Source organism: Nocardioides sp. cx-173 (assembly GCF_021117365.1).
Taxonomy (GTDB): domain Bacteria; phylum Actinomycetota; class Actinomycetes; order Propionibacteriales; family Nocardioidaceae; genus Nocardioides.
The window spans coordinates 2,792,501-2,817,029 of the sequence record NZ_CP088262.1 but is presented as its reverse complement, the minus strand read 5'-3'; the positions used below and the strand labels follow the sequence as shown (position 1 = coordinate 2,817,029).

28 protein-coding genes, 1 tRNA gene and 1 rRNA gene (1 of these 30 only partly in view) are annotated in these 24,529 nt (G+C 68.4%); 8 read left to right on the top strand and 22 right to left on the bottom strand.

Going from position 1 to position 24,529, the window contains the following annotated elements:
* Positions 1 to 17 precede the first annotated feature (17 nt).
* Entirely contained in the window at positions 18 to 971 is a 954-nt protein-coding gene (locus tag LQ940_RS13640) for an ArsR/SmtB family transcription factor (protein WP_231244953.1), read from the top strand.
* 367 nt (positions 972 to 1,338) lie between these two features.
* Here the strand turns inward: LQ940_RS13640 and LQ940_RS13635 are convergent, their stop codons facing one another.
* From LQ940_RS13635 to LQ940_RS13625, 3 genes are all read right to left on the bottom strand, one after another.
* Entirely contained in the window at positions 1,339 to 2,199 is an 861-nt protein-coding gene (locus LQ940_RS13635) for a nucleoside 2-deoxyribosyltransferase (RefSeq protein WP_231244954.1), read from the bottom strand.
* A gap of 42 nt (positions 2,200 to 2,241) precedes the next feature.
* Positions 2,242 to 2,318, bottom strand: a tRNA-Ile gene (locus LQ940_RS13630).
* Between the two features lie 334 nt (positions 2,319 to 2,652).
* Complete coding sequence (locus tag LQ940_RS13625) at positions 2,653 to 2,820, bottom strand: hypothetical protein (protein WP_231244955.1); 168 nt, start codon at positions 2,818 to 2,820, stop codon at positions 2,653 to 2,655.
* Positions 2,821 to 2,958: 138 nt separating this feature from the next.
* Here LQ940_RS13625 and LQ940_RS13620 point away from each other — a divergent pair, with 138 nt between their 5' ends.
* Both LQ940_RS13620 and LQ940_RS13615 read left to right on the top strand, forming a co-directional pair.
* Entirely contained in the window at positions 2,959 to 3,324 is a 366-nt protein-coding gene (locus tag LQ940_RS13620; protein ID WP_231244956.1) for a helix-turn-helix domain-containing protein, read from the top strand.
* Positions 3,321 to 3,875 (top strand): ImmA/IrrE family metallo-endopeptidase, encoded by a 555-nt coding sequence (locus LQ940_RS13615; protein ID WP_231244957.1) that lies wholly within the window; start codon positions 3,321 to 3,323, stop codon positions 3,873 to 3,875. The genes LQ940_RS13620 and LQ940_RS13615 overlap by 4 nt, the downstream gene beginning before the upstream one ends.
* Positions 3,876 to 3,905: 30 nt before the next feature.
* Here LQ940_RS13615 and LQ940_RS13610 read toward each other — a convergent pair whose 3' ends face one another.
* The 15 genes from LQ940_RS13610 to LQ940_RS13540 all read right to left on the bottom strand — a co-directional run bounded on the left by LQ940_RS13610 (position 3,906) and on the right by LQ940_RS13540 (position 14,192).
* The gene (locus LQ940_RS13610) at positions 3,906 to 4,598 is read right to left on the bottom strand and encodes a site-specific integrase (protein ID WP_231244958.1); all 693 of its coding nucleotides are present in this window, start codon (positions 4,596 to 4,598) and stop codon (positions 3,906 to 3,908) included.
* Between the two features lie 58 nt (positions 4,599 to 4,656).
* A complete protein-coding gene (locus LQ940_RS13605; RefSeq protein ID WP_231245225.1) occupies positions 4,657 to 5,895 on the bottom strand; it encodes an IS256 family transposase in 1,239 nt (412 codons plus the stop codon).
* Positions 5,896 to 5,965: 70 nt separating this feature from the next.
* Positions 5,966 to 6,616: a phage integrase central domain-containing protein gene (locus tag LQ940_RS13600; RefSeq protein WP_231245177.1), complete on the bottom strand. Its 651-nt coding sequence runs from the start codon at positions 6,614 to 6,616 to the stop codon at positions 5,966 to 5,968.
* On the bottom strand, positions 6,616 to 6,939 hold the full coding sequence (locus LQ940_RS13595; RefSeq protein WP_231245178.1) for a hypothetical protein: 324 nt from the start codon (positions 6,937 to 6,939) through the stop codon (positions 6,616 to 6,618). The genes LQ940_RS13600 and LQ940_RS13595 overlap by 1 nt, the downstream gene beginning before the upstream one ends.
* Positions 6,936 to 7,574, bottom strand: coding sequence for a recombinase family protein (locus LQ940_RS13590; RefSeq protein WP_231245179.1), 639 nt, complete (start codon positions 7,572 to 7,574; stop codon positions 6,936 to 6,938). Before LQ940_RS13590 ends, LQ940_RS13595 begins: the two co-directional genes overlap by 4 nt.
* Positions 7,571 to 7,849, bottom strand: coding sequence for a hypothetical protein (locus LQ940_RS13585; RefSeq protein WP_231245180.1), 279 nt, complete (start codon positions 7,847 to 7,849; stop codon positions 7,571 to 7,573). The genes LQ940_RS13590 and LQ940_RS13585 overlap by 4 nt, the downstream gene beginning before the upstream one ends.
* 238 nt (positions 7,850 to 8,087) lie before the next feature.
* On the bottom strand, positions 8,088 to 8,960 hold the full coding sequence (locus LQ940_RS13580; RefSeq protein WP_231245181.1) for a hypothetical protein: 873 nt from the start codon (positions 8,958 to 8,960) through the stop codon (positions 8,088 to 8,090).
* 316 nt (positions 8,961 to 9,276) lie between these two features.
* A complete protein-coding gene (locus LQ940_RS13575) occupies positions 9,277 to 10,422 on the bottom strand; it encodes a DUF3631 domain-containing protein (RefSeq protein ID WP_231245182.1) in 1,146 nt (381 codons plus the stop codon).
* Positions 10,419 to 11,045 carry a hypothetical protein gene (locus tag LQ940_RS13570; protein WP_231245183.1) on the bottom strand — a complete coding sequence of 209 codons (627 nt, stop codon included), beginning with the start codon at positions 11,043 to 11,045 and terminating at the stop codon, positions 10,419 to 10,421. Before LQ940_RS13570 ends, LQ940_RS13575 begins: the two co-directional genes overlap by 4 nt.
* Positions 11,045 to 11,473 (bottom strand): hypothetical protein, encoded by a 429-nt coding sequence (locus LQ940_RS13565; protein WP_231245184.1) that lies wholly within the window; start codon positions 11,471 to 11,473, stop codon positions 11,045 to 11,047. The genes LQ940_RS13570 and LQ940_RS13565 overlap by 1 nt, the downstream gene beginning before the upstream one ends.
* A 61-nt stretch (positions 11,474 to 11,534) precedes the next feature.
* Positions 11,535 to 12,038, bottom strand: a complete 504-nt coding sequence (locus LQ940_RS13560; protein ID WP_231245185.1) for a hypothetical protein — start codon at positions 12,036 to 12,038, stop codon at positions 11,535 to 11,537.
* Positions 12,035 to 12,337 (bottom strand): hypothetical protein, encoded by a 303-nt coding sequence (locus LQ940_RS13555; protein ID WP_231245186.1) that lies wholly within the window; start codon positions 12,335 to 12,337, stop codon positions 12,035 to 12,037. Before LQ940_RS13555 ends, LQ940_RS13560 begins: the two co-directional genes overlap by 4 nt.
* A 277-nt stretch (positions 12,338 to 12,614) precedes the next feature.
* Positions 12,615 to 12,821 (bottom strand): helix-turn-helix domain-containing protein, encoded by a 207-nt coding sequence (locus LQ940_RS13550; protein WP_231245187.1) that lies wholly within the window; start codon positions 12,819 to 12,821, stop codon positions 12,615 to 12,617.
* A 519-nt stretch (positions 12,822 to 13,340) separates the two neighbouring features.
* Complete coding sequence (locus LQ940_RS13545) at positions 13,341 to 13,937, bottom strand: hypothetical protein (RefSeq protein ID WP_231245188.1); 597 nt, start codon at positions 13,935 to 13,937, stop codon at positions 13,341 to 13,343.
* 102 nt (positions 13,938 to 14,039) lie between these two features.
* The gene (locus LQ940_RS13540) at positions 14,040 to 14,192 is read right to left on the bottom strand and encodes a hypothetical protein (protein ID WP_231245189.1); all 153 of its coding nucleotides are present in this window, start codon (positions 14,190 to 14,192) and stop codon (positions 14,040 to 14,042) included.
* 120 nt (positions 14,193 to 14,312) lie between these two features.
* Here LQ940_RS13540 and LQ940_RS13535 point away from each other — a divergent pair, with 120 nt between their 5' ends.
* Complete coding sequence (locus LQ940_RS13535) at positions 14,313 to 15,383, top strand: alpha/beta hydrolase (RefSeq protein WP_231245190.1); 1,071 nt, start codon at positions 14,313 to 14,315, stop codon at positions 15,381 to 15,383.
* 1 nt (position 15,384) lies between these two features.
* On the opposite strand, the gene LQ940_RS13530 is transcribed toward LQ940_RS13535, so the two are convergent.
* Positions 15,385 to 16,203, bottom strand: coding sequence for a DUF72 domain-containing protein (locus LQ940_RS13530; protein ID WP_231245191.1), 819 nt, complete (start codon positions 16,201 to 16,203; stop codon positions 15,385 to 15,387).
* A gap of 92 nt (positions 16,204 to 16,295) precedes the next feature.
* On the opposite strand from LQ940_RS13530, the gene LQ940_RS13525 reads away from it, so the two are divergent.
* Positions 16,296 to 17,114 (top strand): MBL fold metallo-hydrolase, encoded by an 819-nt coding sequence (locus tag LQ940_RS13525; RefSeq protein ID WP_231245192.1) that lies wholly within the window; start codon positions 16,296 to 16,298, stop codon positions 17,112 to 17,114.
* A 3-nt stretch (positions 17,115 to 17,117) separates the two neighbouring features.
* Here LQ940_RS13525 and LQ940_RS13520 read toward each other — a convergent pair whose 3' ends face one another.
* From LQ940_RS13520 to LQ940_RS13510, 3 genes are read right to left on the bottom strand one after another with little or no spacing between them, the layout of a single operon-like run.
* Positions 17,118 to 17,321, bottom strand: a complete 204-nt coding sequence (locus tag LQ940_RS13520; RefSeq protein WP_231245193.1) for a hypothetical protein — start codon at positions 17,319 to 17,321, stop codon at positions 17,118 to 17,120.
* Between the two features lie 56 nt (positions 17,322 to 17,377).
* Entirely contained in the window at positions 17,378 to 20,176 is a 2,799-nt protein-coding gene (locus LQ940_RS13515) for an ATP-binding protein (RefSeq protein WP_231245194.1), read from the bottom strand.
* Positions 20,177 to 21,565, bottom strand: a complete 1,389-nt coding sequence (locus tag LQ940_RS13510; RefSeq protein ID WP_269217212.1) for a serine/threonine-protein kinase — start codon at positions 21,563 to 21,565, stop codon at positions 20,177 to 20,179.
* 113 nt (positions 21,566 to 21,678) lie between these two features.
* Here LQ940_RS13510 and tyrS point away from each other — a divergent pair, with 113 nt between their 5' ends.
* The 3 genes from tyrS to LQ940_RS13495 form a co-directional block, all read left to right on the top strand.
* Positions 21,679 to 22,947 (top strand): tyrosine--tRNA ligase, encoded by a 1,269-nt coding sequence (gene tyrS, locus LQ940_RS13505; protein ID WP_231245196.1) that lies wholly within the window; start codon positions 21,679 to 21,681, stop codon positions 22,945 to 22,947.
* The gene (locus LQ940_RS13500; RefSeq protein WP_231245197.1) at positions 22,944 to 24,005 is read left to right on the top strand and encodes an alpha-hydroxy acid oxidase; all 1,062 of its coding nucleotides are present in this window, start codon (positions 22,944 to 22,946) and stop codon (positions 24,003 to 24,005) included. The genes tyrS and LQ940_RS13500 overlap by 4 nt, the downstream gene beginning before the upstream one ends.
* 413 nt (positions 24,006 to 24,418) lie before the next feature.
* Positions 24,419 to 24,529, top strand: a 16S ribosomal RNA gene (locus LQ940_RS13495); it runs 1,422 nt beyond the window's last position.

The following is a 24,529-nucleotide window of genomic DNA, read 5'->3' as shown; positions in this document are numbered from 1 at the left end:
ATGTAGCGTATGGCTACATGATCGAGTACGAGTTGGAGGGCCTGGACCTCGGCGCCGTCCGCTTCGCGATCTCACCGCTCAACGAGCTCGGGCTGGGACTGAGGGTCTTCCGGGACCCGGGGCGCTATCCGCAGCACCTGCCATGGCTGCGGATGACCGAGTCGGTCCGGAGCGGACTCGACACCGAGGTGCTGACCGCCCTGACCAACGATCGGCTGTGGACGCCGGACTTCCTGCACCCGCTGCCCAGCTCCCCGCTCACCCGCTTCGACGACGAGCTGGCCAGGGTCTCCGCGCTTCCCGGTCGGCTGGTGCGCGCCAAGCTGCTCGAGGTCCACGACCCGTTGCCTCCGGTCCTGGCCGGACGGATCGACCGCGTGCTTGCCCGCGTGGTGCGAGCGGTGCGGGACTTCTGGGACAGCTGCTTCGAGCCCTGGTGGCCGCGGATGAGGACCGTCCTCGAGGGGGACGTCGCCCATCGGGGACGGGTCATCGCGCAGCGTGGGCTGGCGGCGATGTTCGACGACCTCAGCGCGCGGGTGCGTCTGGTCGACAACGTGGTCCAGGTCTCGACGAGCGGGCCAGGCGGCTACCGCCGGACGGGCGCGGGGCTCACGCTGGTGCCCTCCATCTTCTCGCGAGGCGGGTCCACGCCGATCACGGCCGAGCAGCCGCCCCAGGTCATGTACGCCGCCCGCGGCGTCGGCACCCTCTGGCTGCCCGATGCCCGTGTGGCGGGACCGCCGGCGCTCGCCGAGGTGCTCGGAACCGCTCGCACGCAGCTGCTCATGGTGCTGGACTCCCCGGTCTCCTCCACCGAACTGGGGGTGCGGCTCGGCGTCACCACGAGCGCGGTCAACCAGCACCTGCGCGCCCTGCGCGCCGCGGGCCTCCTCACCTCGGCGCGACACGGTCGAGCGGTGCTCTACCTGCGCTCCGAGCTGGGGGACCGGCTGGTGCAAGGCGGCTGAGCGTCCGGTGCCGCGGGGACGCCGCTAGGCTCGCCCACCGAGGGGCGGTAGCTCAGTCGGTTAGAGCAGAGGACTCATAATCGTCGCTCCCTGACCCGTTTGCAGGCGTAGATCGGCAGGCTTCGGGCCTAGCGCGCTACTCCCGCGCTACTCCAATCGGCGAGGCCCACCTCGGTTCACCTCGGTTCACGAGCGGGTCACGACGACGTCTGCCGACTCGTGGAGGTCGAACGCACCGCGACCGGGCCGGGCGCTCTCGGGGGACCCTCGGGACCCCGCTCCGCGCCCGTGCATGGCCCGGAACCGGACCTCCCGCTTGTTGACGGCCCTTCGTGGCGAGATCGTCTATTCCCGCCCTCTTCCAGCTCTAGAAGGGCGGTTCTTCGGTTCCCACGCCGGGAGCGTCCCACGGGTCGGTCCCAGCAGGAGCGCCAGCACTCGGGGCCGGCGATTTCCAAGGATCGCTTTCCTCGGTCGCGAAACGCTCCACCAAGCCATCCACCCAGTCGTCGAACCACGCGCTCGTGTCCGCAGACTTCAAGGTTGCGATGTCTTCTCGGGTGAAGGCCTTCTCCTTCAGTTGGGCCTCTACCCACCGCGCCACGGCAAACGTGTCGTCGACCGAGCGAACCCGAGAGGCCGGGGCAGAACGCTGGGGAGTCAAGCGCTGTTCGATCGCTGCCAGCCGTTCGGCAACTTCTGCCTGTGGGTCGGCGCTCTGATCAAGAGCTTGAAACTTCCCGGTCGCGGTGAGCGGCGTTTCGATCACGTCGCTGCTGCTCAGTGCCAGCGAGGTCTGTCCACGAAGTTCCGTGACTGCTGCTTCTAGCTTGTCGGGGTCTGATAGCTGGTAGCGGACAATCCGCATGTCCTTGACGTCGAAGGCTGGCCGTTCATCGGATCGCTGCATGTGGACCACAGGCTTGTGGTGTCCGTGAGCAACCGCAAGCTCGTAGAACACGTTCGGATTGAAGCCGCTGAGGTCTGCCAAGACCACGTCGGCGTCAATGATCTTGCCCAGGATGCGAGGGGTGATGGCTCCAGGATGCTTGTCTTCGTCTGCACGCTCCACCGTGTACTGCGCCTCAGGGAGAGCCTTGCGCACCAGGTGGCGCAATGTTTGATCCGCCGCCTTGCGTGCCTCAGAACCGTCCTCACCGATGGGCGAGATGAAGAAGACCTGGTGCTTCTGAGGCGGCGCCGCCCACGGGTCCTCATCCTGAGTCATGCAGTCATCCTGCCAGGAGAGTCAGCCATTCACTCGGTTTTCTGGTGGGGCGGGCGGGACTTGAACCCGCGCCTGGACGATTATGAGTCGTCTGCTCTAACCAACTGAGCTACCGCCCCTCGGCAGGCGAGCCTATCCAGAACTCACTTCACCTCGTGACGCGCCCGGCTAGTGACTCAGCTTCCTGAAAGTGCTTAGATAGCAATGAGCCCCACTCCTGCCGAGGTGTTACAACCACTTCGGAACGAGCGGGGCTCGATGCTTGTCGCTCGTCAGCGACCCTTCTTGGTGCTCTCGTTGACCGTCGTCTTCGGGCTGCTCTTGACCGTGGACTGCTTCACGAACCGCCCTGTGGCTGCACTGCGGCCGCGCTTGCCGCTACTGCTACTGCTCTTCTTTGGCATCGCCATCACCTCCTCTCTGCATGATGATCGCGATCGGGCTGCCGTTGCGTCAGGCCTTCTGGATGAGCTTCCAGGTGACGGCCTTGCCGTTGTACGGCGGCATGGTGTTGCCCTTGGCGATCGGTGCGGTGGTCGAGGGGGTACCTACGACCTCCCATACGCCGCTCTCCGGGCAGGTCTGACCCGTGCGGGCCGTGGTGCCGAGCGCAGTCGACATGTCATCTCCTTCAGTTGGGTGAGCCGATATCGGATCACTGTGTCGAAAGTATCAAACCTGCGCGTCGACATGCAACCACTGGTCCGAAAGTGACACACTCGGCGAGTCTGCCCACCCCTCGACTGCCCGGAGCGACCTATGGCGAAGACGAAGATCGACGAGCGCGCGCTGAGAGACGCGCTCGACCAGACACGGATCAAGAGAGGGCTGTCGTGGCGACAGCTCGCCACCGAGATTGGCGTAACGCCATCCCTGCTGTCCCGTTTGCGAAATGGGTACAAGCCGGACGCGGAGGGCTTCATGACGTTGGTGACTTGGCTCGGCATGCCGGCTGAGAGGTTCCTTGTAGACGAGGATCCACAGAACAAGCCGGAACTCATGGCGGAGCTGGCGCCCCTGCTCCGTGCGCGGAAAGACCTCGATGAGGACGACATCGAGTACCTAAACGAGGTCATCCAGGCGACACTTCGCCGCGCGTCCGCCAAGCGAGGAGAGCGTGAGTGAACAAGTCGCAGCTCAAGAGGCTCGCAGCGGAGCTTCGCCGGGAGGTCGATGTCTCGCCGCACGAGCGTTTCGACCCCTATGAACTAGCCGAGTTATACGGGATAGATGTCATCCCCTTGTCGGAGTTGGCATGCGATGCCGACGCCATGCACCACTTCACCGTCGATCGCCCTGAGGTCTTCTCGGGAGCGTTGATTCCCTGCAGTGACGGAAGCACGGTCATCGTTGAGAACGACACACACTTGCCTGAGCGACGTGTCTCCACCGCAAGCCACGAGATTTCGCACGTGGTGCTGGAGCATCCGTTCTCGGCGACCCTCACTGACTCGGGCAAGTGTCGCGTGATGAACAAGGAGCACGAGGACGAAGCCGCCGAGTTGAGCGGCGAGCTGCTCCTACCGACAGAAGCTGCCCGGCGGCTCGCCTACAACAAGGTGGGCGACGAAGAGGTTGCGCGCCGGTTCGGGATCAGTGTGCAGTTCGCGAGCTGGCGAATGAACGCGACCGGCGCACGGAAGATCGCTCAGCGTGCTCACGCCAAACGCGCTTGAAGGATGGAAGAGATTCCTCCTCGGGTGCGGCTAACTTCTGCGCTTGCTAGCGATCGGGGTGACGTTGGTGCCCTTGGGGACGAACATTGCGTCCAGAGCCCTGCGACGAGCAGCGCGGTCGGGCTTGCCGCTATGGGCGTAGCGGTCGAGCGTCATGACGGCGCTGCTGTGGCCGTAGCGCTCCTGAATCTCTTTGAGTGTGAAAGCGCCGTCCTGGCCGATGCGGTCAACTTGACGACTCACGTCCGCGTGCCTCAGGTCGTAGAACCGGATGCGCGGGACAGCAGCCGATTTAAGGGCCTTCGACCAGTGGCGCTTGTTGAACGCTGAGTACCGCATCGGCTTGGAGAACTCGAGACGCTCCACGGGCGGAAGGTGTGTCCGTCCTCCCACCCCACACCCGACGAAGAGGGGCAGCGCGTCACCCGGATGAACATGCTCGGGGTGCTCCGCGAACCACGCGAGGGCGCGCTTGCGGTGAGCGGCGAGGTAGCGGGTCAGGTAAGCCAGGGTCGTGCTGTCGAGGTCAATCAGGCGTCGACTCTTGTCCGACTTCGTGAACTCCTCCCGGAACAGGCCCTCGCCCGTCTCGACCATGACCGCGCGGACGTGGATGGTGCCTTCGTCCGTGTCGACGTCCGCGAGCGTCAGGCCAGTCGCTTCCTCGGGGCGCATGCCGGTGTAGGCGACGAGCCTCGTGAACATGTCGTACGGCTCAGGCATCGCCGCGATGATGGACAGAGCCCCGCGGGGTGGTGGGCTTTGAGGTGATCCTCAGTGCCTACACGTCGCTGCTCTCGATGGCGGCGACGGAGTCAGTATCGCTGGTGTCGTAGAGCTTGGCCATAGACCCCTCGGACAGGTAGCGGCGGTCGCCGGCGATCCACTCGTCGTGCATGTCGATCAGCACCGCCCCGACAAGGCGGATGACCGCGGCGGCGTTGGGGAAGATGCCCACGACCCGGGAGCGGCGCTTGATCTCCTTGTTGACCCGCTCGAGGGGGTTGGTGGACCAGATCTTGCGCCAGTGCTCGCGCGGGAACGCAGTGAACGCGAGCACCTCGGCCTTCGCGTCGTCCATCAGGGGCCCGAGCTTGGGAAACCGGGCGGCGAGCTCGTCGCGGGTCTTGTCCCACGCCGCGTGGACGTCCTCGGCGGTGGGTTGGGCAAAGATCATCCGGAACGCAGTCGCCACCAGCTCGGCCTGGCCCTTGGGCACGTGCGCGAGCAGGTTGCGGGCGAAGTGGACCCGACACCTCTGGTGCGCGACACCCTGGAAGGCCCGCTTCAACGCCTTGACCAGGCCGGAGTGCTGGTCGCTGATCACCAGCCGCACCCCGGCCAGGCCGCGTTGCTTGAGGCTGAGCAGGAAGCTGCGCCAGAAGATCTCGTCCTCGCTGTCACCGACGTCCAGGCCGAGGATCTCTCGCTCGCCGGTCGCGGTGACGCCAGTGGCGACGATGACGGCCATCGACACGACCTGGCCGCCCTTGCCCGGGGCGTTGCGGACGTGGAGGTAGGTCGCATCCAGGTAGATGTAGGGGAACTCGACGTGATCCAGAGTCCGGGTGCGGAACGCGCCGACGGTCTCGTCCAGGCCGGCGCAGATCCGCGAGACCTCGGACTTGCTGATCCCGGCCCCGCCCATCGCTTCGACCAGGTCGTCGACGCTGCGGGTGCTGATGCCGTGGACGTAGGCCTCCATCACCACCGCGTACAACGCTTGGTCGATGCGGCGGCGGGGCTCGAGGATGATCGGGAAGAACGACCCCTTGCGCAGCTTCGGGATCCGCAGCTCGACGTCGCCGGCCTTGGTGGTCAGCATCCGCGGCCGGTGGCCGTTGCGCTCAGTGACGCGGCCATCGGTGCGCTCATACGGTGCGGCACCGATCCGTTCGGCGGCTTCGAGCTCAATCAACTCCTGAAGCGCGACCCGGACCGAGTCGCGGACCAGATCGGCGCCATCACCGGCACGGAACGCCTCGAGGAGTTCGGACAGGGCAGACTGTGGCAAGGCCATCGGTGGCTCTCCTTCAATGTGTCTCTTGGTCGATACACACCGAAGATCCCGCCGATGGCCGTCTACGTCTTCACGCCTCGCCGCCAGCCCTCAAACCCCACCACTCCCCGGGACTCTCCTCGATGATGCGCTCGGTCTCCGCGAGCGTGAGCGGGTAGCGCTGTTCCTCGTGAACGTGCATCTTCTTGTTGCGTGGGAGTCGCTTCGGGTCGATTGTCCGAGCCGGGTTGAGGGTGAGGCGTCGGTTGTACACGGCGAAGTCCAGCACCATCCGCAGCACGTAGAACTGGTGGCGGACCGTCTGCGGTGCCTTGGTGAGCGCGGTCTCCTTGATGAAGCGGCTCACGGATTCGTGCGTGATCGACGAGATGGGCGCGTCCCCGAACGTCCGCGTCAGGTCGTTGTTCCCCGTGATGATGCGTCGGTAGCCGTTCGCGGTGTGGCGCCGGTCGAAGTGCTGCGCTGCTAGCCATTCGCCAGCGAGCTTTGCGAACGTCACCCCTCCGAGGTCCGGGTCCACCCATTGCCCGTGGCGCGCTGTTGACGTGAACTCGTCTGCCCACTCCTGCGCTGCCTGCTTGGTACGGAACCCGCCCTTGGTCCTGCGCTTGCGTGTGGTCGGGTCGAGGTACACGACCTCCCACCGCTTCTTGCTGGGGTGGCGCTTCTCGGTCTTGCTGCGGTGGTTCTCGCGGACCCAGGCGCGGGGCTGCGTGCTCATCAGTTCTCCTTGGTGAGTTGTTCGTGGAGCTTGTTGGCGGCGTTGTGAGCGCGCCGCAGAGTCGGGTAGTCGCTGGCTGGGCTGACGGGGCGGTTGAGCCCGTCCACGACCCCCACCCGATACAGAGGGGAGGGCGCGATGCGGACGGTCGTCAGGACGAGCCAGCGGTCCGTGGCCGGGTGGTTGGTCTTGGCGATCTGGACGCGGCGGTTCGCCATCTCGGGCGGTCGGTCGTCGCTGCCGCCGTGCGGTTGGCCGTCCTTGGAACTCCCCGCAAGAATCACGTACTCCGCTGGTGACCCAGGGTTGTTCCCCGTCTTCATGAGGCGACCTTCGTGTTGCGGGCGATCACGTCCCGCACGACCGAAGGGCTCCACGTCGTCTTGCCCTGGGGTGTCGGGACGCCTTCTGCCGTGAGCCTCTGGGCGATCTTGTAGCCGCTGCTGCCCTTCCGAGCCAGACGCACGATGCGGGCCTCTAGGTCCGGGTCGATCTGCTTGGGCTTGCCGAGCCGCTGACCGTTGCGGCGAGCGGTAGCGAGTCCGTCGCGAGTGCGTCGTGCAATCTTCCGGCGCTCCTCCTGAGCGACGGCGATCTTGATGTTGGTGCTGAACTCCTGCTCCGGGTCTCCGGTGTCGAGACCATCGACAGCACCGAGCAGCCGCCAGCCATTCAGCTTGGCGTCCTCCAGGAGGTCTGCGCCGTCAATGATCGAGCGCGTCACCCGGTCGAGGTCCCGCACGACCAGACCCTCAGCCATGCCCGCTTTGATCGCGGCGATAGCGAGGCGCCGACCAGCGAGTTTGTGAGGGGTCTTGGCGCTCGCGACCTCGGCCACCACCGTCACGAGGTCGTGGCCGTTCGCCTTGGCCCACTGCTGGATGCTCTCGCGCTGGCCGTCGAGAGAGTGGCCGTTAGCCGAGCCCTTCGACAGCCGCACGTAGCCGACGACCTTCACGACGCGGCCTCGGTCTTGTAGACGCGGAGCGCCGTGATGCCGCTGCGGAGGTCCCGTGCGTACGCGGCTGCGTCGGGCTCGCCCATCCGAGCAGCCAGGTTGCTGAACACGAGCAGGCTGCGCCGGACCATCAGCGGTCCGAGGTCCGCCAGCAGCGCCTCACGCTCGGGCTCGCTCGCCTCGCAGAACGCGAGGCCGATCTGTCGAGCGTCGGCCTTGCTGATGGGGGCGGGGGAGAAGGCAACTTCCGCTCCCTCATCCGGCGTGAACTTCATCGTTGATCCCAGGGGGTAGCTCTCGTTTATTTCGGCTCCTCGGTCAGGTAGTTGATTGCTCAACTACACGACGTGACGCTACGCCAGTCGGCGGGTTACGGCGGGAGACGGTCAGTAGCCGCCGTAACCCTCCGGATCGAGCGCCGATCTGCAGCCCGTACGCAGCCTCGGAGGCGTCCTAGCCCCGGCGACGGGCTCCCGGCACGCGAGAGGGCCGTGCATGGGGCGTGCATCGCGCCTAGTCCCGGTCCTCGACGGCCTCGCGGACCCGGCGTTCGTAGTCCTCGAACCACTCCTCGTCGGAGCGGTGGCCGTCTGGGTCGTGCTCGGTCGGCTGACCGGACTCCGCTAGCCGCTGGGCGCGAGTCTTCGGGTAGCCGAACAGGTCGGAGTCCGGTGGTGGGCCGTCGACTACCTCACCGGTGACGACGTCGTGCCCGTCGTTCGTGAGCCGCGTCTCAGCCTCGCGGGCCTTTGTTCGCTCGCGGTGCGCGAGGAAGGCTGCGAGTGCTTCCTCGTCCTCCTCATCCCCACCCCCAGAAGCCAGGGCCTCCCGCTGGGCATCGCTGAGTTGTGGGGTGGGGGACTCGTCGATGACGTTCTCGCGACCGCGCAGGATCGTCGTAAAGGCGGAGGTCTCCAGGTCGTCCCAGGGCGTCGGCTCGCGCAGGCCGATGTCGATCTGCTGCCGCTCGGAGTATCCACTTCGATTCAGCACCATGCTGATGGCCTTGAGTTTGTCGGCGTCGGCGGTGTCCGGCTTGGTGAGGATGATGTGGAGCTCCTTCATCGCAGGCAGCACCATCTCCACGAGCCTGCGGTTGGCAGCGGCACGGACCTGTGGAGCTGAGCCGCCGTGTCGAGCGCACACGGTTCCGCCACGAATCGCGGAGTTCTTGCATGGTTCTCCGTTCGTGCGGCGCGCACTACACGGCCTCGCGATCGGCTCGCCCTTCTCCCGTTTCGCCTTACGTGCAGCGGCAGACGCCTTCCCGGCCTTGCTCTTGTCGGCGTCCTTGGGTCTGTTGGTCCTTGCTCGTCCCTTCGCCTGCTTCTTCGACACCGCTACTTCGGCTGCGGTCTCGGTCTGTGTCTTCACCTTCTTGGGCATAACGAACTCTCCTTCTCTCGTTGAGGTAGCGCTTGGGTAGCGGAGGCTCTGAGGCCGAGCGCTACCCGCGAATAGGCCGTCTGACCAGGCGTTACAGCCCCGAGGTAGCGCTGGTAGCGGAGGTAGCGGACTAGGCGCGTGCGCTGGTCGCCCGAACCCCTACCTCTCTGCAATGTCAGATATGTGCTTCGAGGAAAGCTCGATAGAGGAAGGGGAAGACCACCTCTACGCGCCCTAAGCGCTACCGGGGCTACCTCCGCTACCTCGACGCTGTTTCCCCTGGTCGGAGGCGGTCTCGGGAGGTAGCGGACGCCGCTCATTCGTCCGCTACCCCTCCGCTACCTTCGGCGTCCGGGAGGTAGCGCTTCCACGCGTCAGCCAGTCCGCCCTCCAGCACCTTCGACTTCGGATCCGGTCGCCCGACCAGTCGATAGCCCTTCTTGTTAGTGCCTGCCAGCTTCACGTCGAACGACTTCACCCCGTACGGCTTCAGCAGGCGGCCCAGTTCGTGGGCCGTGAGCGGGGAGCCGTGGTAGTTGCCCCAGGGGCTTTCATCGAGGCCATGCAGCGCAGACAGGAGGTCGGTCGTGTGGGTTGCCTTCGCCTTCGTCGGCCAGACCTTCTCGATATCCCGCAGCAGCTCTAGGCCGAACGACTCCTGAGCCACACCGGCCTCCGTCTCCGTCATGACCTTCGCCGCGAGACGAGCGCGCTCTGGCCAGTCGCCCCCAGCGGCGTCGGCCACAGCGATCAGGGGCTCCCAGTTGTCTGCGGCTCGGTCCTCCACCGGCATCCCTGGCACCTCGTCCGGGAACTTCTGCGCGGCGACCCACGTCGACAGGCGCTTAGCGAGCGGCAGCAGAACGTATGTGCCGTCGCGGCGGCCGCGGAACGGAGCCACGGCCTCGCCGTTCGCCCGACGCCGCATCCGGATCACCGGGCCCCGGTCCATGATCGTGTCGGGGAGGTCCTTGATCGAGGCGAGCGCCACCATCGCAAACGATGAGAGCTTCTCTAGCGAGTGCGTCGTGACGTCCCAGCGCATGACGTACTTGCCGCGCTGGTGACCGGCGTTGAGGATGCCACGCAGGTCCTCGTGGTTCTCTGCGGCTCGCTTGGTCCCGAAGATGCTGTCTGCCTCGTCCACCAGCAGAGTCGGCGGTGCCTTCATATCGAGTGACCGAGTGACGGCGGCGACGCTCGCATTCACGGTCGCCATCGGCTTGTGGCACAGGTGCTCGATCACGTCGAGTAGCCGTGTCTTGCCGCAGCGCTTCTCCGGGGAGATGACGCAGAGACGTGGCGCGTACTCCCACGAACGGATGCCATGGGTGGCTGCGATCCACAGGACGACGGTCACGTATGCGTTCTCGTTCGGCAGGATCACATACATCCTCAGCGCCGCCTCGACATCATCGAGTACCGCACCGCTGGGCCTGGGCTTTCGCTTCGGCGTGCTCATGAGGCGAGCCAGTCGCTGGACTCGCGATGCTTGCGGCGAGTGGTCGTGTAGTCGGCTGCGAGTTTGGTCATCGCGCTCTCGTTCGGCTTACGGAATGCCGTCAGCGGGCGACCCGCCTCGACTGCCTCAGCGGCATCCTTGTGGGGGCGGGGAGGGGCGACGATCTGGATGCGAGAGCGCTCTACGCCGACATACAGCAGGAGGCGTTTGCGCTCGATAGCGCACGCGGCGCCCGCACCCGACTTGTCGACGTCGACTGCTAGCCGGATCGGCCCATGCCCCTGAACGAACCACCTAGCCTGATCGCGGGTTGCATGGAGCGCACCTTGCCAGTGGGTCGTCGCTACCGCCCCTACCCCACGGAGGGCGTCGGCGTCCTTCTCGCCTTCAGACCACCAGACCAGTTCATCAGCGCGGAGCGCCCACACCAACTCAGGTAGGTGGTACATCGCCTTGTCCGCGAATGCCTCTTGTTCCGGTCGGATGCCCCGAGCCCAGAACTCGTGTTCCCCCGCGACCCACGACTCCATGCAGAACGCCTTGGGCGCCATGCGGAGCTTGCGTAGCTTGGGCTTCCCGGCGAGATCTGTGTAGACGTACTGACGCACTTTGCGGCCGGCCATCAGCGGAAACCCTTCGGCCTCTGGGGGAGCCGACGGTCTCCGTGCAGACCGGACTCAACGACGGTGTGGCCGTAGCGGAAGTGCCACTGGTCGCGGAACCAGACATATGAGTCCGGTTCGCTCGACTTCGACCACCGGCGCGTCATTGCTGCGGGCGGACGTATCTCGAGTCCGTGCACCGCCCAGGGGCGCATAATGGCTTCGGCTAGTGCACGGTCTGGGTCTGCGTCGAAGGTGGGCGCTTGCTGCCGCAGCAGACGACGCACGACGTGGACGGGCTTGCGGCGCTTGCCGCCGAGAGCGACGTCCACCAGCCATGACGACAGGGGCGGCTCACCGAGGCTGTCGGGCAGCGGCTCGACCCAGCGGATGATGTCGAGCCTTGGCGCCAGCGGCCCGCCCTGGGGTCGATCTAGAATCGGGTTCATTGAGTTCCTCCTCTGAACTCAGGCGGGGCCGGTCGGCACGTTCCACCGGCCCCGCAGCACGTCAGAACTTCGGGTTCTCGCGGCCTTCGAGTACTGCATCGGTGATGCGAGGCAGCCGCTGCTTGAGGGCGGGGAACCTGTTCAGCGCCTGGAGCTGCCACTGCTCAGGGGACAGTGAGACCTCATCCCAGCCGCGGGCCTCGACCGCTTGGGCGGCCTCGCTCATGGCCTCGGCGCGACGCGCGTCCCGTTCGACTTCGGCTGTGATCGCGAGCAGCTCGTTGCCATCGATCTCGCCCCGCCTGTTGCGCTCGATGGCGTCGTCCATGAGGTCAGACAGCTTGTCGAGGACTCGATCAGCGGTCTCTTGCTCGCGCTCGTTGTGCGAGGCGCCGTCCTCGTAGACCCTCCTCATCTTGTCGATCAGGCTGCGACGGTAGGCGTCGCGCGTCCGCTCGGCGGCACGGCGTTGGTTGTCGCTGAGCCCTGGCTGGTTCTCGAGCCATCTGACGAAATCGGCCAGAGTTGGGGTGAGCGCCGCCCCCAGAGAATCCGGCTTCATCACCGCACCGCCCTCGGGTTGGTGAGTGCACTAGCGCGGCGCACATCCTGATTGCGGGCAGCTCGCTGGCCGTCTGCTAGTTGCTGCTCGCGGCGGATCGCCTGTTCAGCAAGGTCAATGGCTTCATTGACCTTTTCGCGAAGGCCTGCGGCGCGCGACTTCGCCCCACTGTTGTCACGTACGCGCCGGTTGATCCCGACGCCGGTGTTCGGCTGCTGACTCACTTCTGCTCCTTGAAGGTGGGCGTAGCTCGCCTGCATCCGGGCGAGGTCTTGATTGCTGACGAAGCGAGCACGGGTCACGCGGCTCGCCTCGCCTTCTTGCTACGAGCCACGAACTCAGCGAGCGCGACTCGGACGGTTTCGGCCATCGGCTCACCCCGGTACGCGGCGAGCAGCCTCAGCTCGACCAGCAGGTCCATTGGCAGGACGAACTTGCGAGCCACTCCGATCTGTGGACGTGCCATCTCGACTCCCATCGGTTAGCGAGGCCCCTTTCCGGCCTCGCTTCGGTAACTACGAAACGCCAGTCACTGCCAGGACGACTCTGCGAAGAGAGCGCGGGCCATTGATGCAGAAGTCAGGACGTGAAGTCCTTGAGGAAGCGTTCGATCTCGGCGCGGGTGAAGAACACTTGGCCCTTGACGCCTCCGGGCTTTGTAGCGCGGAGCTTCCCGGCGAGCTGCCAGCGCTTCAGGAGTCGCACCGGAACTCCGAGCAGTTCGGCGGTCTCTGCGCGGCTGTACAGCAGCCGGTGAGGTGTGGTGGGTGACTTTTTGGTGGTCATAGGGCTCTCCCCTCGGTCGCGCCGGGGGAGTGCCGAAATGACGAGAAGGCACCCGCCCGACATTTGTCGGATGAGTGCCTTGCGCTCGTTGTCCTAGGACCGCCAGCAACCACTGACGACAACGGGCGGGCTCAGCCACCTGGTTGGAAACCTCGCCGACGCTTCCTTGATCCCTTGCGTCGACGTGTGAGCCAGAAGGCTCGCGGTCGAGAACGACGATACGACACTCGACGGGCCAACGCAGTCCGTCAACGATCACGGTTCGATCACGGCAGTCGATTCGGGGCGACCGCGCTACGCCCGCGCTACTTGCCTCCGATCAGGACCGGTCGAGCGCGTACGCCCTGGTCGGAGGCGAATTGAGCGAATCCCGCTCAACGGTAGGCCGGAGCCGCTCATCACGGCGTGATCCGGGGTGGACCCTCGCGGACCCATCCGGACCTGGCGCGTTCTCTCATAATCCTTGGGTCGTGGGTTCGAGCCCCACCCGCCCTACCATGCGTGTCCGTCGCCGGGCACTCAGAGGCTGTCGTAGCGGTACTTGCCCGCGTTGGCCTTCTTCTCGCGCGCCCAGTAGTAGACGCTGTTGGTGTTCTTCTTGACCGGGGCGGCTCCGTACAGGCGGGTCTTCTTCGGCTTGCAGCCGCCCAGGTAGGTGTCGACCCGCTTGTACTTGTAGATCCACCCGAGCTTGTAGAGGCGGGCGCGGTAGAGGCCGTCACCGGGGATCTTGAAGTGGTAGTCCCAGCCCTTGGTGATGCTCGACTCGTTGGTCGTCGAGGTCGAGTGGGTCTCGTCGTACGTGGTCGTGACGCCGGCGCTGAGCGGACCCACCTGCGCCCCGACCTCGCCGGAGACGCTGATGCTGTGGCTCCTGCCCTTGGTCCTGGCCGTCGACTTGGTCCCCGACTCCGAGCGGGTGATGGAGCCGCCCTTCTTCCAGACGGAGAAGTCGTTGGTGGGGATCCAGACCCGGCGGCCCTTGTCGGGCGTCGTGAAGTAGGTGCGGTCGTGGTCGCAGATCGCGTGCGCCGGCGCGGCTGCGATGATCGTGACGGCGGTGAGCCCGCTCAGGGTGATCAGCAGGGCCAGGAGCGACCCGAGTCGTCGTTGCATGTCTGTCTCGCTTCCGAGGACCACCGTCCCCCCGGTGAGGCCGGTCAGGCGAGTCTCCATCAGGTTGTGCGGGCCGTAAAGAGGCGATCGCCGCCCGCGAGGTCACCGGTCGTCGGGCTCGTCGTCCTGGGCGCGCCACCACAGGACGAGGAAGATCAGCGAGCCGACCGCGCCCGCCACCAGCAGCAGGACCTGGGGGAAGTCGAAGACGGCGGCGCGCTCGGCCGCCGTGGCGATGCCCCATGTCCACGTCATCGCCGACACTGTTTCCTCGCCGGCGCCGGGAGTCAACGCGGCACGGGCACTCCTCGGCGAGGGGTGTGTCACATACCGACGGTCTGTCACGCTGGCGCCTTGTTGACGTACGTTCAACAGATGCGTCTCGGTCACCGGCTCCTGCCCGCAGTCCTGTCCGTAGCTCTGCTGGCGTTGGTCGGGGCCGCTCTCGCCGTGCCGGCGTCCGCGGAGCCGGCCTCGGCGACGGCGGAGCGGGCGCCGCGGGTGATCGCGCGCGAGGTCGTGTTCGAGGTGGCGAACACCAGCGAGGCGCTGCTGCGCTGCCCGAGCGACCAGGAGATGTACCGGGTGCGCGGTCGCCTCGTCGGTCCGGAGCGCGACGTGCTCGGCCGCGGCGGCCCGCTGCGGGTCAACGTGCTGGTGCACGACGCCGGCACCGGCGGCTGGTTCTGGAACCTGCGCCGCCACCCCCGCTACGACTACGCGACGCAGCTGGCCCGCCAGGGGGAGACCTCCCTGGTGCTCGACCGGCTCGGGTACGACGGCAGCCCGCTGCCCAACGGCAGGGCCACGTGCCTGGACGCCCAGGCCCACATGCTCCATCAGGTGGTGCAGCACCTGCGCTCGGGTCGCTACGAGTTCACCCAGGGCCGCGTCACCAGCCCGCACGCGAGCCACGTGGTCGTCCAGGCGCACGGTGTCGGCGGCGCGATCGCCCAGCTGGAGGCCGCGCGCTTCGACGACACCGACGGGCTGGTCCTGATGTCGTGGTCCGGCACCAACCTCTCCGACCTCGCGCTGCGCCAGGCCGAGCAGCAGAGGGCGGCGTGCCTGCAGGGGAGCGGCTACGCGCCGTACGGCGCCACAGCGGCGCAGTACCGCGCGCTGCTGTTCACCAGCGCCCCCGCCGCCGTGCAGCAGACCGCCGTACGCCGGCGGAACCCGACGCCGTGCGGCGACGTCACGAGCCTGGCCTCCGTGGTGCTCTCCTCGGCGCTCACCGCGGGCCGCGTCGAGGCGCCGGTGCTGCTGCTGTCGGGCAGCCGCGACGCCCGGGTGCGCAACCAGGCCGCGCAGGCGGCGGCGAGGTTCACCTCGAGCGAGAAGGTGACCACCCGCGTCCTTCCCGGCGCGGGCAGTGCCCTGCCGCTCGAGCGGTCGGCCCCGCGCACGCGCCGCCTGGTGCTGGAGTGGCTGCGCGCGCTCTGACCTACGTCACCCGCTCGATCAGGCGCACCGCGTCGTGCGGGGCGTGTCCCTTCGCGTCGTTGTCGAAGTAGACGTACACGTCCTCGCCCTCGCCCGCCCAGCGACGGCACTTCGCGGCCCAGGCGTCGAGGGCCTCGTCGCTGTAGCCGCTGGCGTAGAGCTCGGTGTCGCCGTGCAGGCGGACGTAGCGGTGGTCGCTGGTGCGCTCCTCGGCGTGCGGCCAGCGGCCGGCGGTGTCCGCGACCACGCAGGCCACGTCGTGCTCGCGCATCAGCGCGAACGCCTCGGGGGTGCAGTACGTCGCGCTGCGGAACTCCAGCGCGTGGCGCAGCGGCCGGTCGGCGTCGACCGTCGTCAGCGCGCGGTCCTCGGGCACCTTGTCGTCGTGGGCCGCGGCCAGCGCCGCCGCCTCAATCGTGGTCCTCGGGAGCTGCGCGAAGAACCCCGCGAGTCGCTCGGCGTCGAACGGCAGGTTCTCCGGCAGTTGCCACAGCAGCGGGCCGAGCTTGGGCCCCAGCGCGAGCACGCCGGAGGCGAAGAAGTTGGCGAGGGGCGCCTCGACGTCGCGCAGCTTCTTCATGTGCGTGATGTAGCGCCCGCCCTTGACGGCGAACACGAAGTCGTCCGGCGTCTGGTCGCGCCAGGCGGCGTACGACGTCGGGCGCTGCAGCGAGTAGAACGACCCGTTGATCTCGATGGAGCTCATCTGCGCGGCGGCGTACTCCAGCTCCCGGCGCTGCACCAGGCCACGCGGGTAGAAGTCGCCGCGCCAGCCGGGGTAGGTCCAACCGGAGATGCCGACCCGCACTCGACCCGCCATGTCCGTCCTGTACCCGGGCTCCGGCGCCCCATGCCGGGTTTGCCGGTGCCGCGGGAGGGGCACCCAGCAGCCCCTGCCGAGGAGGAGCCACCATGTCGGACGAGACGCCGCTCTCGTTGGAGTTCGTCGGGACGGCCACGACCGTGCTGCGGCTGGGTCCGTTCACGCTGCTGACCGACCCGAACTTCCTGCATCGAGGACAGCGGGCCTACCTCGGCAAGGGCCTGTTCTCCAAGCGGCTCACCGAGCCGTCGCTGCAGCCGGCCCAGCTGCCCCACCTGGACGCGGTCCTGCTCTCACACCTGCACGGCGACCACTTCGACCGCATCGCGCGCCGCGAGCTCGACCGGGACCTGCCGATCCTCACGACGCCCGAGGCCGGCCGCCGCCTGGGCACGTGGGGCTTCGCGGGCGCGCACGGGATGAGCACCTGGGAGACCGTCGAGCTCCAGGAGGTCGGGTGGCGGCTCCGCGTGACCTCGGTCCCGGGCACGCATGCGCCGGCCGTCGCCAGCCGGATCCTGCCCCCGGTCATGGGGACGGTGCTCGAGCTCGACCAGGGCGGCGGCCCGCCGTTTCGCGTCTACATCACGGGGGACACGCTCTTCCGCCCGTGGCTGAGGGACGTCACCGACCGCACCGGTCCGATCGATGCCGCCGTCGTGCACCTCGGTGGCACCCGGGTGCTGGGGCTCCTGGTCACGATGGACGGCGAGCAGGGCGCCGACCTGGTCGAGCTGCTCGCGCCCGCGGTGACGGTCCCCGTCCACCACGACGACTACACGGTCTTCCGCTCGCCGCTCCCGGACTTCCTCGACGCCTGCCGGACCCGCGGCCTGCCGACTCAGATCCGGCCGGTGCGACGGGGCGAGGCAGTGCCTCTGCGCCCGGGCCCACCGGCCGGATCCTGAGCCCTACTTCGAGGGCTGCGGGGTCTTGCAGTCGACCTTCGGGTTGACGCCCATGTAGTTGAGCGGGCCCGCGACCACGGTGAGGGCGGTGTCCCCGAACGTCTTGCAGTTGACGTCGCGGTCGTCGCCGAAGTAGCCGCGCTGGAACGCGGCGGCCGCGCCGATGACCAGCCAGACGATGACGATGATGCCGATCAAGCCCTTCATGACGATCTCCTGAGCCTCGTGTCCCGAGCCCCCGGTGCGGGCCGGCTGCGGACACCCTAGACCGGATGAGCGCCGGGACCGCCGTAGCTGTCCTGGTAGGCGCGCAGCAGGGCCCGGCCCTCCTCGAGCGCTCGCTCGAGGGCGGGCACGAGGTCGAGCGCGCCGTCGGTGGTGCCCGAGTCACCCAGCCACTCGAGCTGCCGCGCGGCGGCCGCCGAGCGCTCTACGCCGAGGTTCAGCGCGCTGCCGGCCAGCTTGTGCGCCGCTTGCCGCATGAGGTCGGCGTCGCCCTCGAGGATGTGGCCGCGGATGGTCTCGACCGCGGCGGCCGACCTGGCGGTGAAGTTGCTGATCGCTCGGTCCAGGTAGTCGGTGTTGCCGACGTCGAGGTCGCGCAGCATGTCGAGCCGTTCGACGTCGAGCCCGTCGATGGGAGAGGTGGGAGGCAGCACAGGCTCATCATCACCCACGGCGCGGCCGCCCGGTGGCAGCGCGCCCGTCCAGCGCGTCAGGGTCCGGCCGAGAGCGGCCGGGTCGACCGGCTTGGTGAGGAAGTCGTCCATGCCGGCCTCCAGGCAGCGCTCGCGCTCGCCGTCGATCGCGGCGGCGGTCATCGCGATGACGGGAGTACGGCGCTCGCCCTCGCGGGCGCGCAGGGCCCGCGTGGCGGCGTACCCGTCCAGCTTCGGCATCTGCACGTCCATCAGCACCGCGTCGAAGTCCTGATCGGCGAGCACCTCGAGCGCCGCGACGCCGTCCCCGGCGACCTCGACCGCATAGCCCAATGCCTCCAGCAGGCCGGCCGCGACCATCTGGTTGACCAGGTTGTCCTCGACCACCAGGATCCGCCGGCCATGGGGGCTGGCGACGGCCGGCGCCGGCTCGCCCACCGGCGTGCTCGTCTCCGGCGTGCCCCGGAGCACGTTGCTGAGCCAGGCCGTGAAGGTGAAGACACTGCCCCGCGGCAGGTTGGGAGCGTAGGAGATGTGGCCGCCGAAGGCCTCGACGATCTCCTTCGAGATCGCCAGGCCGAGACCGGTGCCGCCGTAGAGCCGCGTCGTCGAGGAGTCGGCCTGGGTGAACGGCGCGAACAGGGCGGGCACCGTCGCCGGGGCGACGCCGATGCCGGTGTCGCGCACCTCGACGCACAGCTCCGTGCGGTCGCCTTGGATGCGGGCGGTGGCGAGCGCCGTGACCGAGCCGGCGTCGGTGAACTTCACCGCGTTGGAGAGCAGGTTCGCGAGCACCTGGGCCAGCCGGGTCGGGTCGCCGCACAGCGAGAGCGGCACCGAGGGATCGCACCGGACGTCGACCAGGATCCCCTTGCTGGCGGCGGAGTCGCCGAGCACGCTCTCCACCTGCTCCAGCAGCGGGCGCACCTCGAAGTCGACCTGCTCGAGCTCCAGCCGGCCGGCCTCGATCTTGGAGAAGTCGAGCACGTCGTTGATCACGCTCAGCAGGGCGCGGCTGGCCACGTGCACACCGGCCGCCAGGCGCTGCTGCTCCTCGTCCAGGCGGGTACGCCGCAGCAGGTCGCTGAGCCCGATGACGCCGTTGAGGGGGGTGCGGATCTCGTGGCTCATCGTGGCCAGGAACTCCGACTTCTGACGAGAAGCCGCCATCGCCGCGTCCCGTGCGTCGGCGACCACGCGCTGGGCCTCCTCCCGCTCGGACACGCGGGCGATCTGGACGGCGACCGCCTCCACCATCTGCTGGATCATGTCGTGGCGGTAGAGCGGCGGGTCGGACATGATCGTCAGGACCGCGTGCAGGGTGCCGGCGTGCGCGACGGTGAACGCGATCGTCAGCCGGTCCTCGCTCCACACGGTCGCGCGGCGGTGCATCGCCTCGGTGGCGAGCGCGAGCTCCAGGGCGGTGTCCTCGGGGGTCTCCAGGTCCTCCAGACGGTCGGCCTCGCTGAGGTGGATCGGCTCGATCCCGGCCCCGTCGTCGATGACCCGGAAGGCCCGCCCGCGACGCCAGTCGTCGTGCAGCAGCACCAGGTCCTTGGCCTGGACCAGCACGTCGTGCAGCGTGTGCGCCTCGTTCGCGGCGCTGGCGACGGCCTGCATCAGGGCGTTCTGGTTCACCTGGTCGACGAGCGCCAGCTCCGCCTCCTTGACCTCGGTGATGTCCTGGTGCGTGCCGGACAGGCCGATGGCCTTGCCGTCGGCGTCGCGGCGGACGAGCCCGCGGCCACGGGTCCACACCCACCGGTCGGGCCCCTGGACCCTCGCCACCCAGACGAAGCTGTCGGTGTCGCCCGCCGAGGCGACGGCCTCCATCACCTGGGGCCGGTCCTCCTCGTGCACCCGCTCGAGGAACTCCTCGAAGTCACGCGGCTCCTCCTCGGGCGTCCACCCGTAGATCTCCTCCAGGCCGGTCGACCCGGTGATCTGGGAGCGGTCGTAGTCCCACTCCCAGCTGCCGATCCGGGCGATGCGGTGTGCCTCGTCGAGCCGGACGCGGCTCGACCTGAGCTCCTCGAGCGCGTGCCGGCGCTCGCTCACGTCCGAGACCCGGTGCAGTACGGCGGTCAGCTCGCCGCCAGGGCCGTAGAGCCCGCTCTCCAGCACCTCGATCCAGGGGCGCGAGCCGTCCTTGGCGAGGAACCGGCCCTCGACCGGTCCGTCGTTGAGCTCTCCGCGCCGCAGTGCCGCGAGGTGGTCGGCGAAGTGCCGGCGACCCTCGTCGTCCAGCGTGTCGGCCACGCTCATCTGCATGAACTCCCGGCGCGTGACGCCGTACAGCGTGGCCAGCGCGGCGTTGGCGTAGATCGTGCGCCCGTCCAGGTCGAACACCCAGATGCCGTCGGGGGAGGTCTCGACGATGTCGCGGTAGAGCTCGGGGTCCACTCAGAGCCTCCGCGAGGTGGCGTCGGCGATCTTGTACTCGCCGTCGGTGCCCACCAAGGTGAGCGTCACCTCCTCGGTGATCGGGTTCCCGTTGCGCTCGTAGCGGTAGGTGTAGGTGACCGTCATCTGCTTCGGGTCGGCGCGGACGTCGTCGACCTGGGGATCCTGGATCCCGCTCCAGACCTCCTCGTACTGGTCGCTCCTGGCCTGGTAGTCGGGCGTGAGCAGCTCGAAGCCGGCCCCCGGGTCGGAGCTCGCGATGGCCGGATAGCTGCGGCCGAACTCCTCCATCCCTGCGGCGGTGACCTGCTTCTGGGGCGGCTCGCTCGTGGTCGACGGGGTATCGCCGGCGGTGCCCCGGTCGGCGGGCGGGTCGTCACCGCGGTTGAGCCCGGCCAGGAGCGCGATGACCGTCGCCAGGACCAGCACCGCCACTGCGGCCACGGCCGGCAGCATCCGGCGCTGGCGGCGTGCCGGTCGGGTCCCGGCGTCGTCGGTCGGGCGGGGGAGGACGGCCGACATGACCTGGGTCGACGGCGCCACGTCCGGTGGGCCGTCGGTAGCGAGGGCGCGACGCCGGCCGACCGGCCGGGGCGCGGTCGCGGTCGGTCCCGCGCGCAGGAACTCCACGACCTGCTGCATCGACCAGCGCCCCTGCGGATCCACGGTCATGCTCGACTCCAGCAGCGGGGTGAGCCAGCCGGCGTTGCTCAGGCGCGGCGGGTCCTCGTGGACGATCCGGTAGAGGCCGCCGATCACGTTGTCGCCGATGTCGTACGGCGGTCGCCCCGCGAGGGCGTGGTAGAGCGTGGCGCCCAGCGACCACACGTCGCTGAGGTCGGTGGCCTGCCGCCCGGACGCGACCTCGGGGGAGATGTAGGCGGGCGAGCCGGTGACCAGCCCGGTCTGGGTGAGCGACGCGTCGGCCTCGGCGCGGGCGATGCCGAAGTCGGACAGCTTCACCTGCCCCTCGGGTGTCACCAGGATGTTGGACGGCTTGACGTCGCGGTGGACGATCCCCGCGGTGTGGGCGGCGGCCAGCGCCTCCGCGGCCTGCACCACGATCTGCGCGGCCCGGTCGACGGGAAGGGGGCCCTCGGCGCGGACGAGCTCGGCGAGGGTGCGCCCCTCGACGTACTCCATCACCAGCCATTGGGCGTCGCCCTCGTCCACGAGGTCGAACACCGCGACCACGTGCGGGTGGTTGAGCCGGGCCGCCAGCCTGGCCTCCCGCTCGGCGCGAAGGAGGTCGGGGCTGCTGCCGCCGGGCATCATCCCGATGCGTTTGAGCGCGACGGGTCGACCGAGGACCTCATCGCGTCCGAGCCACACCGCGCCCATGCCGCCTCGCCCGATTTCGCGGTCGAGTGAGTACCTTCCTGCGATCACACGTCCTCCTCCCGACCGCAAGGGTAGTCAGTAACCCGCTGGGCGGTGCGGAAGGCGATGCGGCAGGCTGGGGGAAAGGCCCCCGAGGCCCTCCCGACGACGAAAGGCCGATCGTGACCCTCGACCCCACCCTCCTCGACGACCTCGAGTGGCGCGGCCTCATCGCCCACTCGACGGACCTCGACGCGCTGCGCGAGGCCCTCGGCGCGGGGAGCGTGCGGTTCTACGTCGGCTTCGACCCCACCGCGCCGAGCCTGCACATGGGTCATCTCGTACAGATCCTCACGGCCAAGCGGCTGCAGGCGGCCGGGCACACGCCGTACGCCCTCGTGGGCGGCGCCACCGGGATGATCGGGGATCCCAAGGAGGCGGGGGAGAGGGTCATGAACACCGCGGAGACCGTCCAGGACTGGGTGGGCCGCGTGCGGGGTCAGATCGAGCCGTTCCTGTCGTTCGAGGGCGCGAACGCCGCCACGATGGTCAACAACCTGGACTGGACCGCCGGGCTGTCGACGATCGACTTCCTGCGCGACATCGGCAAGCACTTCCCGGTCAACCGGATGCTGGCGCGCGACGTGGTGAGAAGCCGCCTGGAGTCGGGCATCAGCTACACCGAGTTCAGCTACGTGCTGCTGCAGTCGATGGACTACCTCGAGCTGCACCGCCAGCACGGGGTCACGCTGCAGTTCGGCGGGTCCGACCAGTGGGGCAACCTCACCGCGGGCGTGGAGCTCATCCGCCGCACGCTGGGCACGAAGGTGCACGCCATCGCGACCCCGCTGATGACGAAGGCCGACGGGACCAAGTACGGCAAGACCGACGGCGGTGCGCTGTGGCTGGACCCGGAGATGCTCTCGCCCTACGCCTTCCACCAGTTCTGGCTCAACGCCGATGACGCCAAGATCGGCGAGCTGCTGCGGGTGTTCACCTTCCTGCCGCGCGAGGAGATCGAGGCGCTCGAGGCGCGGCACGCCGAGAAGCCGTTCCTGCGTGAGGGCCAGCGCGTGCTGGCCGACGAGGTCACCACGCTGGTGCACGGCGCCCAGGAGACCGAGCAGGCCAAGGCGGCAGCGGCCGCGCTCTTCGGCGGCGGTGAGCTGACCGGGCTCAGCGGCGCCACGCTCGGGGCGGCGCTGCGCGAGGCCGGCGCGATCGAGGTGCCGGCCGGTGGCGAGCTCCCGTCGGTCGTCGACCTGCTGGTCGAGACCGGGCTCGCGAAGAGCAAGGGCGAGGCGCGCCGCACGATCACCGAGGGCGGCGCCTACCTCAACAACCAGCGGGTCGAGGACCCGGAGGCGCGGCCCACCACCGCGGACCTGGTCGAGGGCTGGCTGGTCCTGCGGCGCGGCAAGAAGAAGTTCGCCGGCGTCGAGGTGCGGTGACCCGGGCGGCCGACGACGCACGCTGGCTGGCCTCTCTCGAGGGGCGGGCCAGTGAGCGGCTGCCGCCGCCGGTGTTCGAGTACGTCGCCCAGGGGGCGCGTGAGGGGCGGAGCGCCGCCCGCGCCGTCGGCTCGTGGGCGGAGGTCCCGCTGTACCCGCACGTCCTGCGCGACGTGACCGACGTACGACTGGGGGTCGAGCTGCTTGGCACGCCGCTCGACGTGCCCTGGGGCGTCGCCCCGACGACCCTGCAGCGCGCGGTCCACCCCGACGGCGAGCTGGCCGTCGCGCGAGCCACGGCCGCGGTGGGGGGCCTGATGGTGGTCTCCAGCAACGCGGGCACTCCCTTCGCCGACATCGGCGCGACCGGGGTGACGTGGTGGCTGCAGGCCTACGTGCCGGCCGACCGGGCCCTGGCCGGACCGCTGCTCGACAGTGCAGTGGCGGCCGGTGCCGCCGCGGTCGTGCTCACGGTGGACACCCCCGTCGTCGCGACGAAGCACATCGCGGACCGCTCGGTCTGGGACGTGGTCGATCCGGCTCTGGTCCGGGTCAACTTCGGCGCGGGCTACGACGCTAGGCCCGGCTCCGAGAAGGCGATGGACCTCGGACCCGACGACCTGGACTGGCTCGCGCGGCGCACTGGTCTCCCGGTCGTGGTCAAGGGCGTGCTCCGCGGGGACGACGCCCAGCGCTGTGTGGACGCGGGGGCCCAGGGGATCTGGGTGTCCAACCACGGCGGGCGCCAGCTCGACCGTGCCGCCGACACGGCCGCGGCGCTGGCCGGCGTCCGCGCGGCCGTCGGGCACCGGGCACAGGTGTACGTCGACGGGGGAGTGCGCTCTGGCGCGGACGTCGTCACCGCCCTGGCCCTGGGCGCCGACGGGGTCTTCCTCGGGCGGCTGCCGCTCTATGCGCTCGTGGGCGGGCGGCCGGATGTCGTCCGGATGAACGCTGTGTTGCGGGACCAGACGCTCGAGGCGATGCGGCTGGCCGGGTGCCGAACGGTCGCCGACACCCGCGACCTGACCGCGCCAGAGCCCTCACACCCCCTCTGACCTGCGGAAACGCCATCTGTGGCCCGGGTCACCCCCACCCGATTTGTGCAACCCGGCAGGAGTCCTCTAATGTTCTGGATGTCGCCAGGTGCGGCGGGAAGCAAGACCGAGAGGTCGGGCTTCCGGCCCCGGTGACCATCCTCTGGACACTCTCACGGGTGGAACGAGTGCGGCTCAGGTCGCAGTCGGATCCCGGCAGCAGATGTGTGCGGAGACAGTATGACCAGCAGCCCCAGGCTAGCCCTCACCGGGTCGTGTCAGGTGTGCGTCTGATACTTGAGAACTCAACAGTGTGTCATAGTCGATGAATTAGTTTGTATGCCCCTCATCTTTTGGGTGTTGGGTTGTTTTTTCGGCAATCAATGATTCTGGCAATTATTTGTCAGGGTTTGTTTTTTGTCGGGTTTGAATTTTCTACGGAGAGTTTGATCCTGGCTCAGGACGAACGCTGGCGGCGTGCTTAACACATGCAAGTCGAGCGGTAAGGCCCTTTCGGGGGTACACGAGCGGCGAACGGGTGAGTA

Coding starts and splice junctions, on each gene's coding strand:
- LQ940_RS13545 (WP_231245188.1), bottom strand. CDS start 13,937: ATGCAACGACGACTCGGGTCGCTCCTGGCCCTGCTGATCACCCTGAGC.
- LQ940_RS13620 (WP_231244956.1), top strand. CDS start 2,959: ATGGCGAAGACGAAGATCGACGAGCGCGCGCTGAGAGACGCGCTCGAC.
- LQ940_RS13520 (WP_231245193.1), bottom strand. CDS start 17,321: ATGAAGGGCTTGATCGGCATCATCGTCATCGTCTGGCTGGTCATCGGC.
- LQ940_RS13635 (WP_231244954.1), bottom strand. CDS start 2,199: ATGACTCAGGATGAGGACCCGTGGGCGGCGCCGCCTCAGAAGCACCAG.
- LQ940_RS13625 (WP_231244955.1), bottom strand. CDS start 2,820: ATGTCGACTGCGCTCGGCACCACGGCCCGCACGGGTCAGACCTGCCCG.
- LQ940_RS13605 (WP_231245225.1), bottom strand. CDS start 5,895: ATGGCCTTGCCACAGTCTGCCCTGTCCGAACTCCTCGAGGCGTTCCGT.
- LQ940_RS13640 (WP_231244953.1), top strand. CDS start 18: ATGATCGAGTACGAGTTGGAGGGCCTGGACCTCGGCGCCGTCCGCTTC.
- LQ940_RS13525 (WP_231245192.1), top strand. CDS start 16,296: ATGTCGGACGAGACGCCGCTCTCGTTGGAGTTCGTCGGGACGGCCACG.
- LQ940_RS13565 (WP_231245184.1), bottom strand. CDS start 11,473: ATGAACCCGATTCTAGATCGACCCCAGGGCGGGCCGCTGGCGCCAAGG.
- LQ940_RS13535 (WP_231245190.1), top strand. CDS start 14,313: ATGCGTCTCGGTCACCGGCTCCTGCCCGCAGTCCTGTCCGTAGCTCTG.
- LQ940_RS13580 (WP_231245181.1), bottom strand. CDS start 8,960: ATGCCCAAGAAGGTGAAGACACAGACCGAGACCGCAGCCGAAGTAGCG.
- LQ940_RS13600 (WP_231245177.1), bottom strand. CDS start 6,616: ATGAGCACGCAGCCCCGCGCCTGGGTCCGCGAGAACCACCGCAGCAAG.
- LQ940_RS13595 (WP_231245178.1), bottom strand. CDS start 6,939: ATGAAGACGGGGAACAACCCTGGGTCACCAGCGGAGTACGTGATTCTT.
- LQ940_RS13585 (WP_231245180.1), bottom strand. CDS start 7,849: ATGAAGTTCACGCCGGATGAGGGAGCGGAAGTTGCCTTCTCCCCCGCC.
- LQ940_RS13610 (WP_231244958.1), bottom strand. CDS start 4,598: ATGCCTGAGCCGTACGACATGTTCACGAGGCTCGTCGCCTACACCGGC.
- LQ940_RS13575 (WP_231245182.1), bottom strand. CDS start 10,422: ATGAGCACGCCGAAGCGAAAGCCCAGGCCCAGCGGTGCGGTACTCGAT.
- LQ940_RS13570 (WP_231245183.1), bottom strand. CDS start 11,045: ATGGCCGGCCGCAAAGTGCGTCAGTACGTCTACACAGATCTCGCCGGG.
- LQ940_RS13540 (WP_231245189.1), bottom strand. CDS start 14,192: ATGACGTGGACATGGGGCATCGCCACGGCGGCCGAGCGCGCCGCCGTC.
- LQ940_RS13530 (WP_231245191.1), bottom strand. CDS start 16,203: ATGGCGGGTCGAGTGCGGGTCGGCATCTCCGGTTGGACCTACCCCGGC.
- LQ940_RS13550 (WP_231245187.1), bottom strand. CDS start 12,821: ATGACCACCAAAAAGTCACCCACCACACCTCACCGGCTGCTGTACAGC.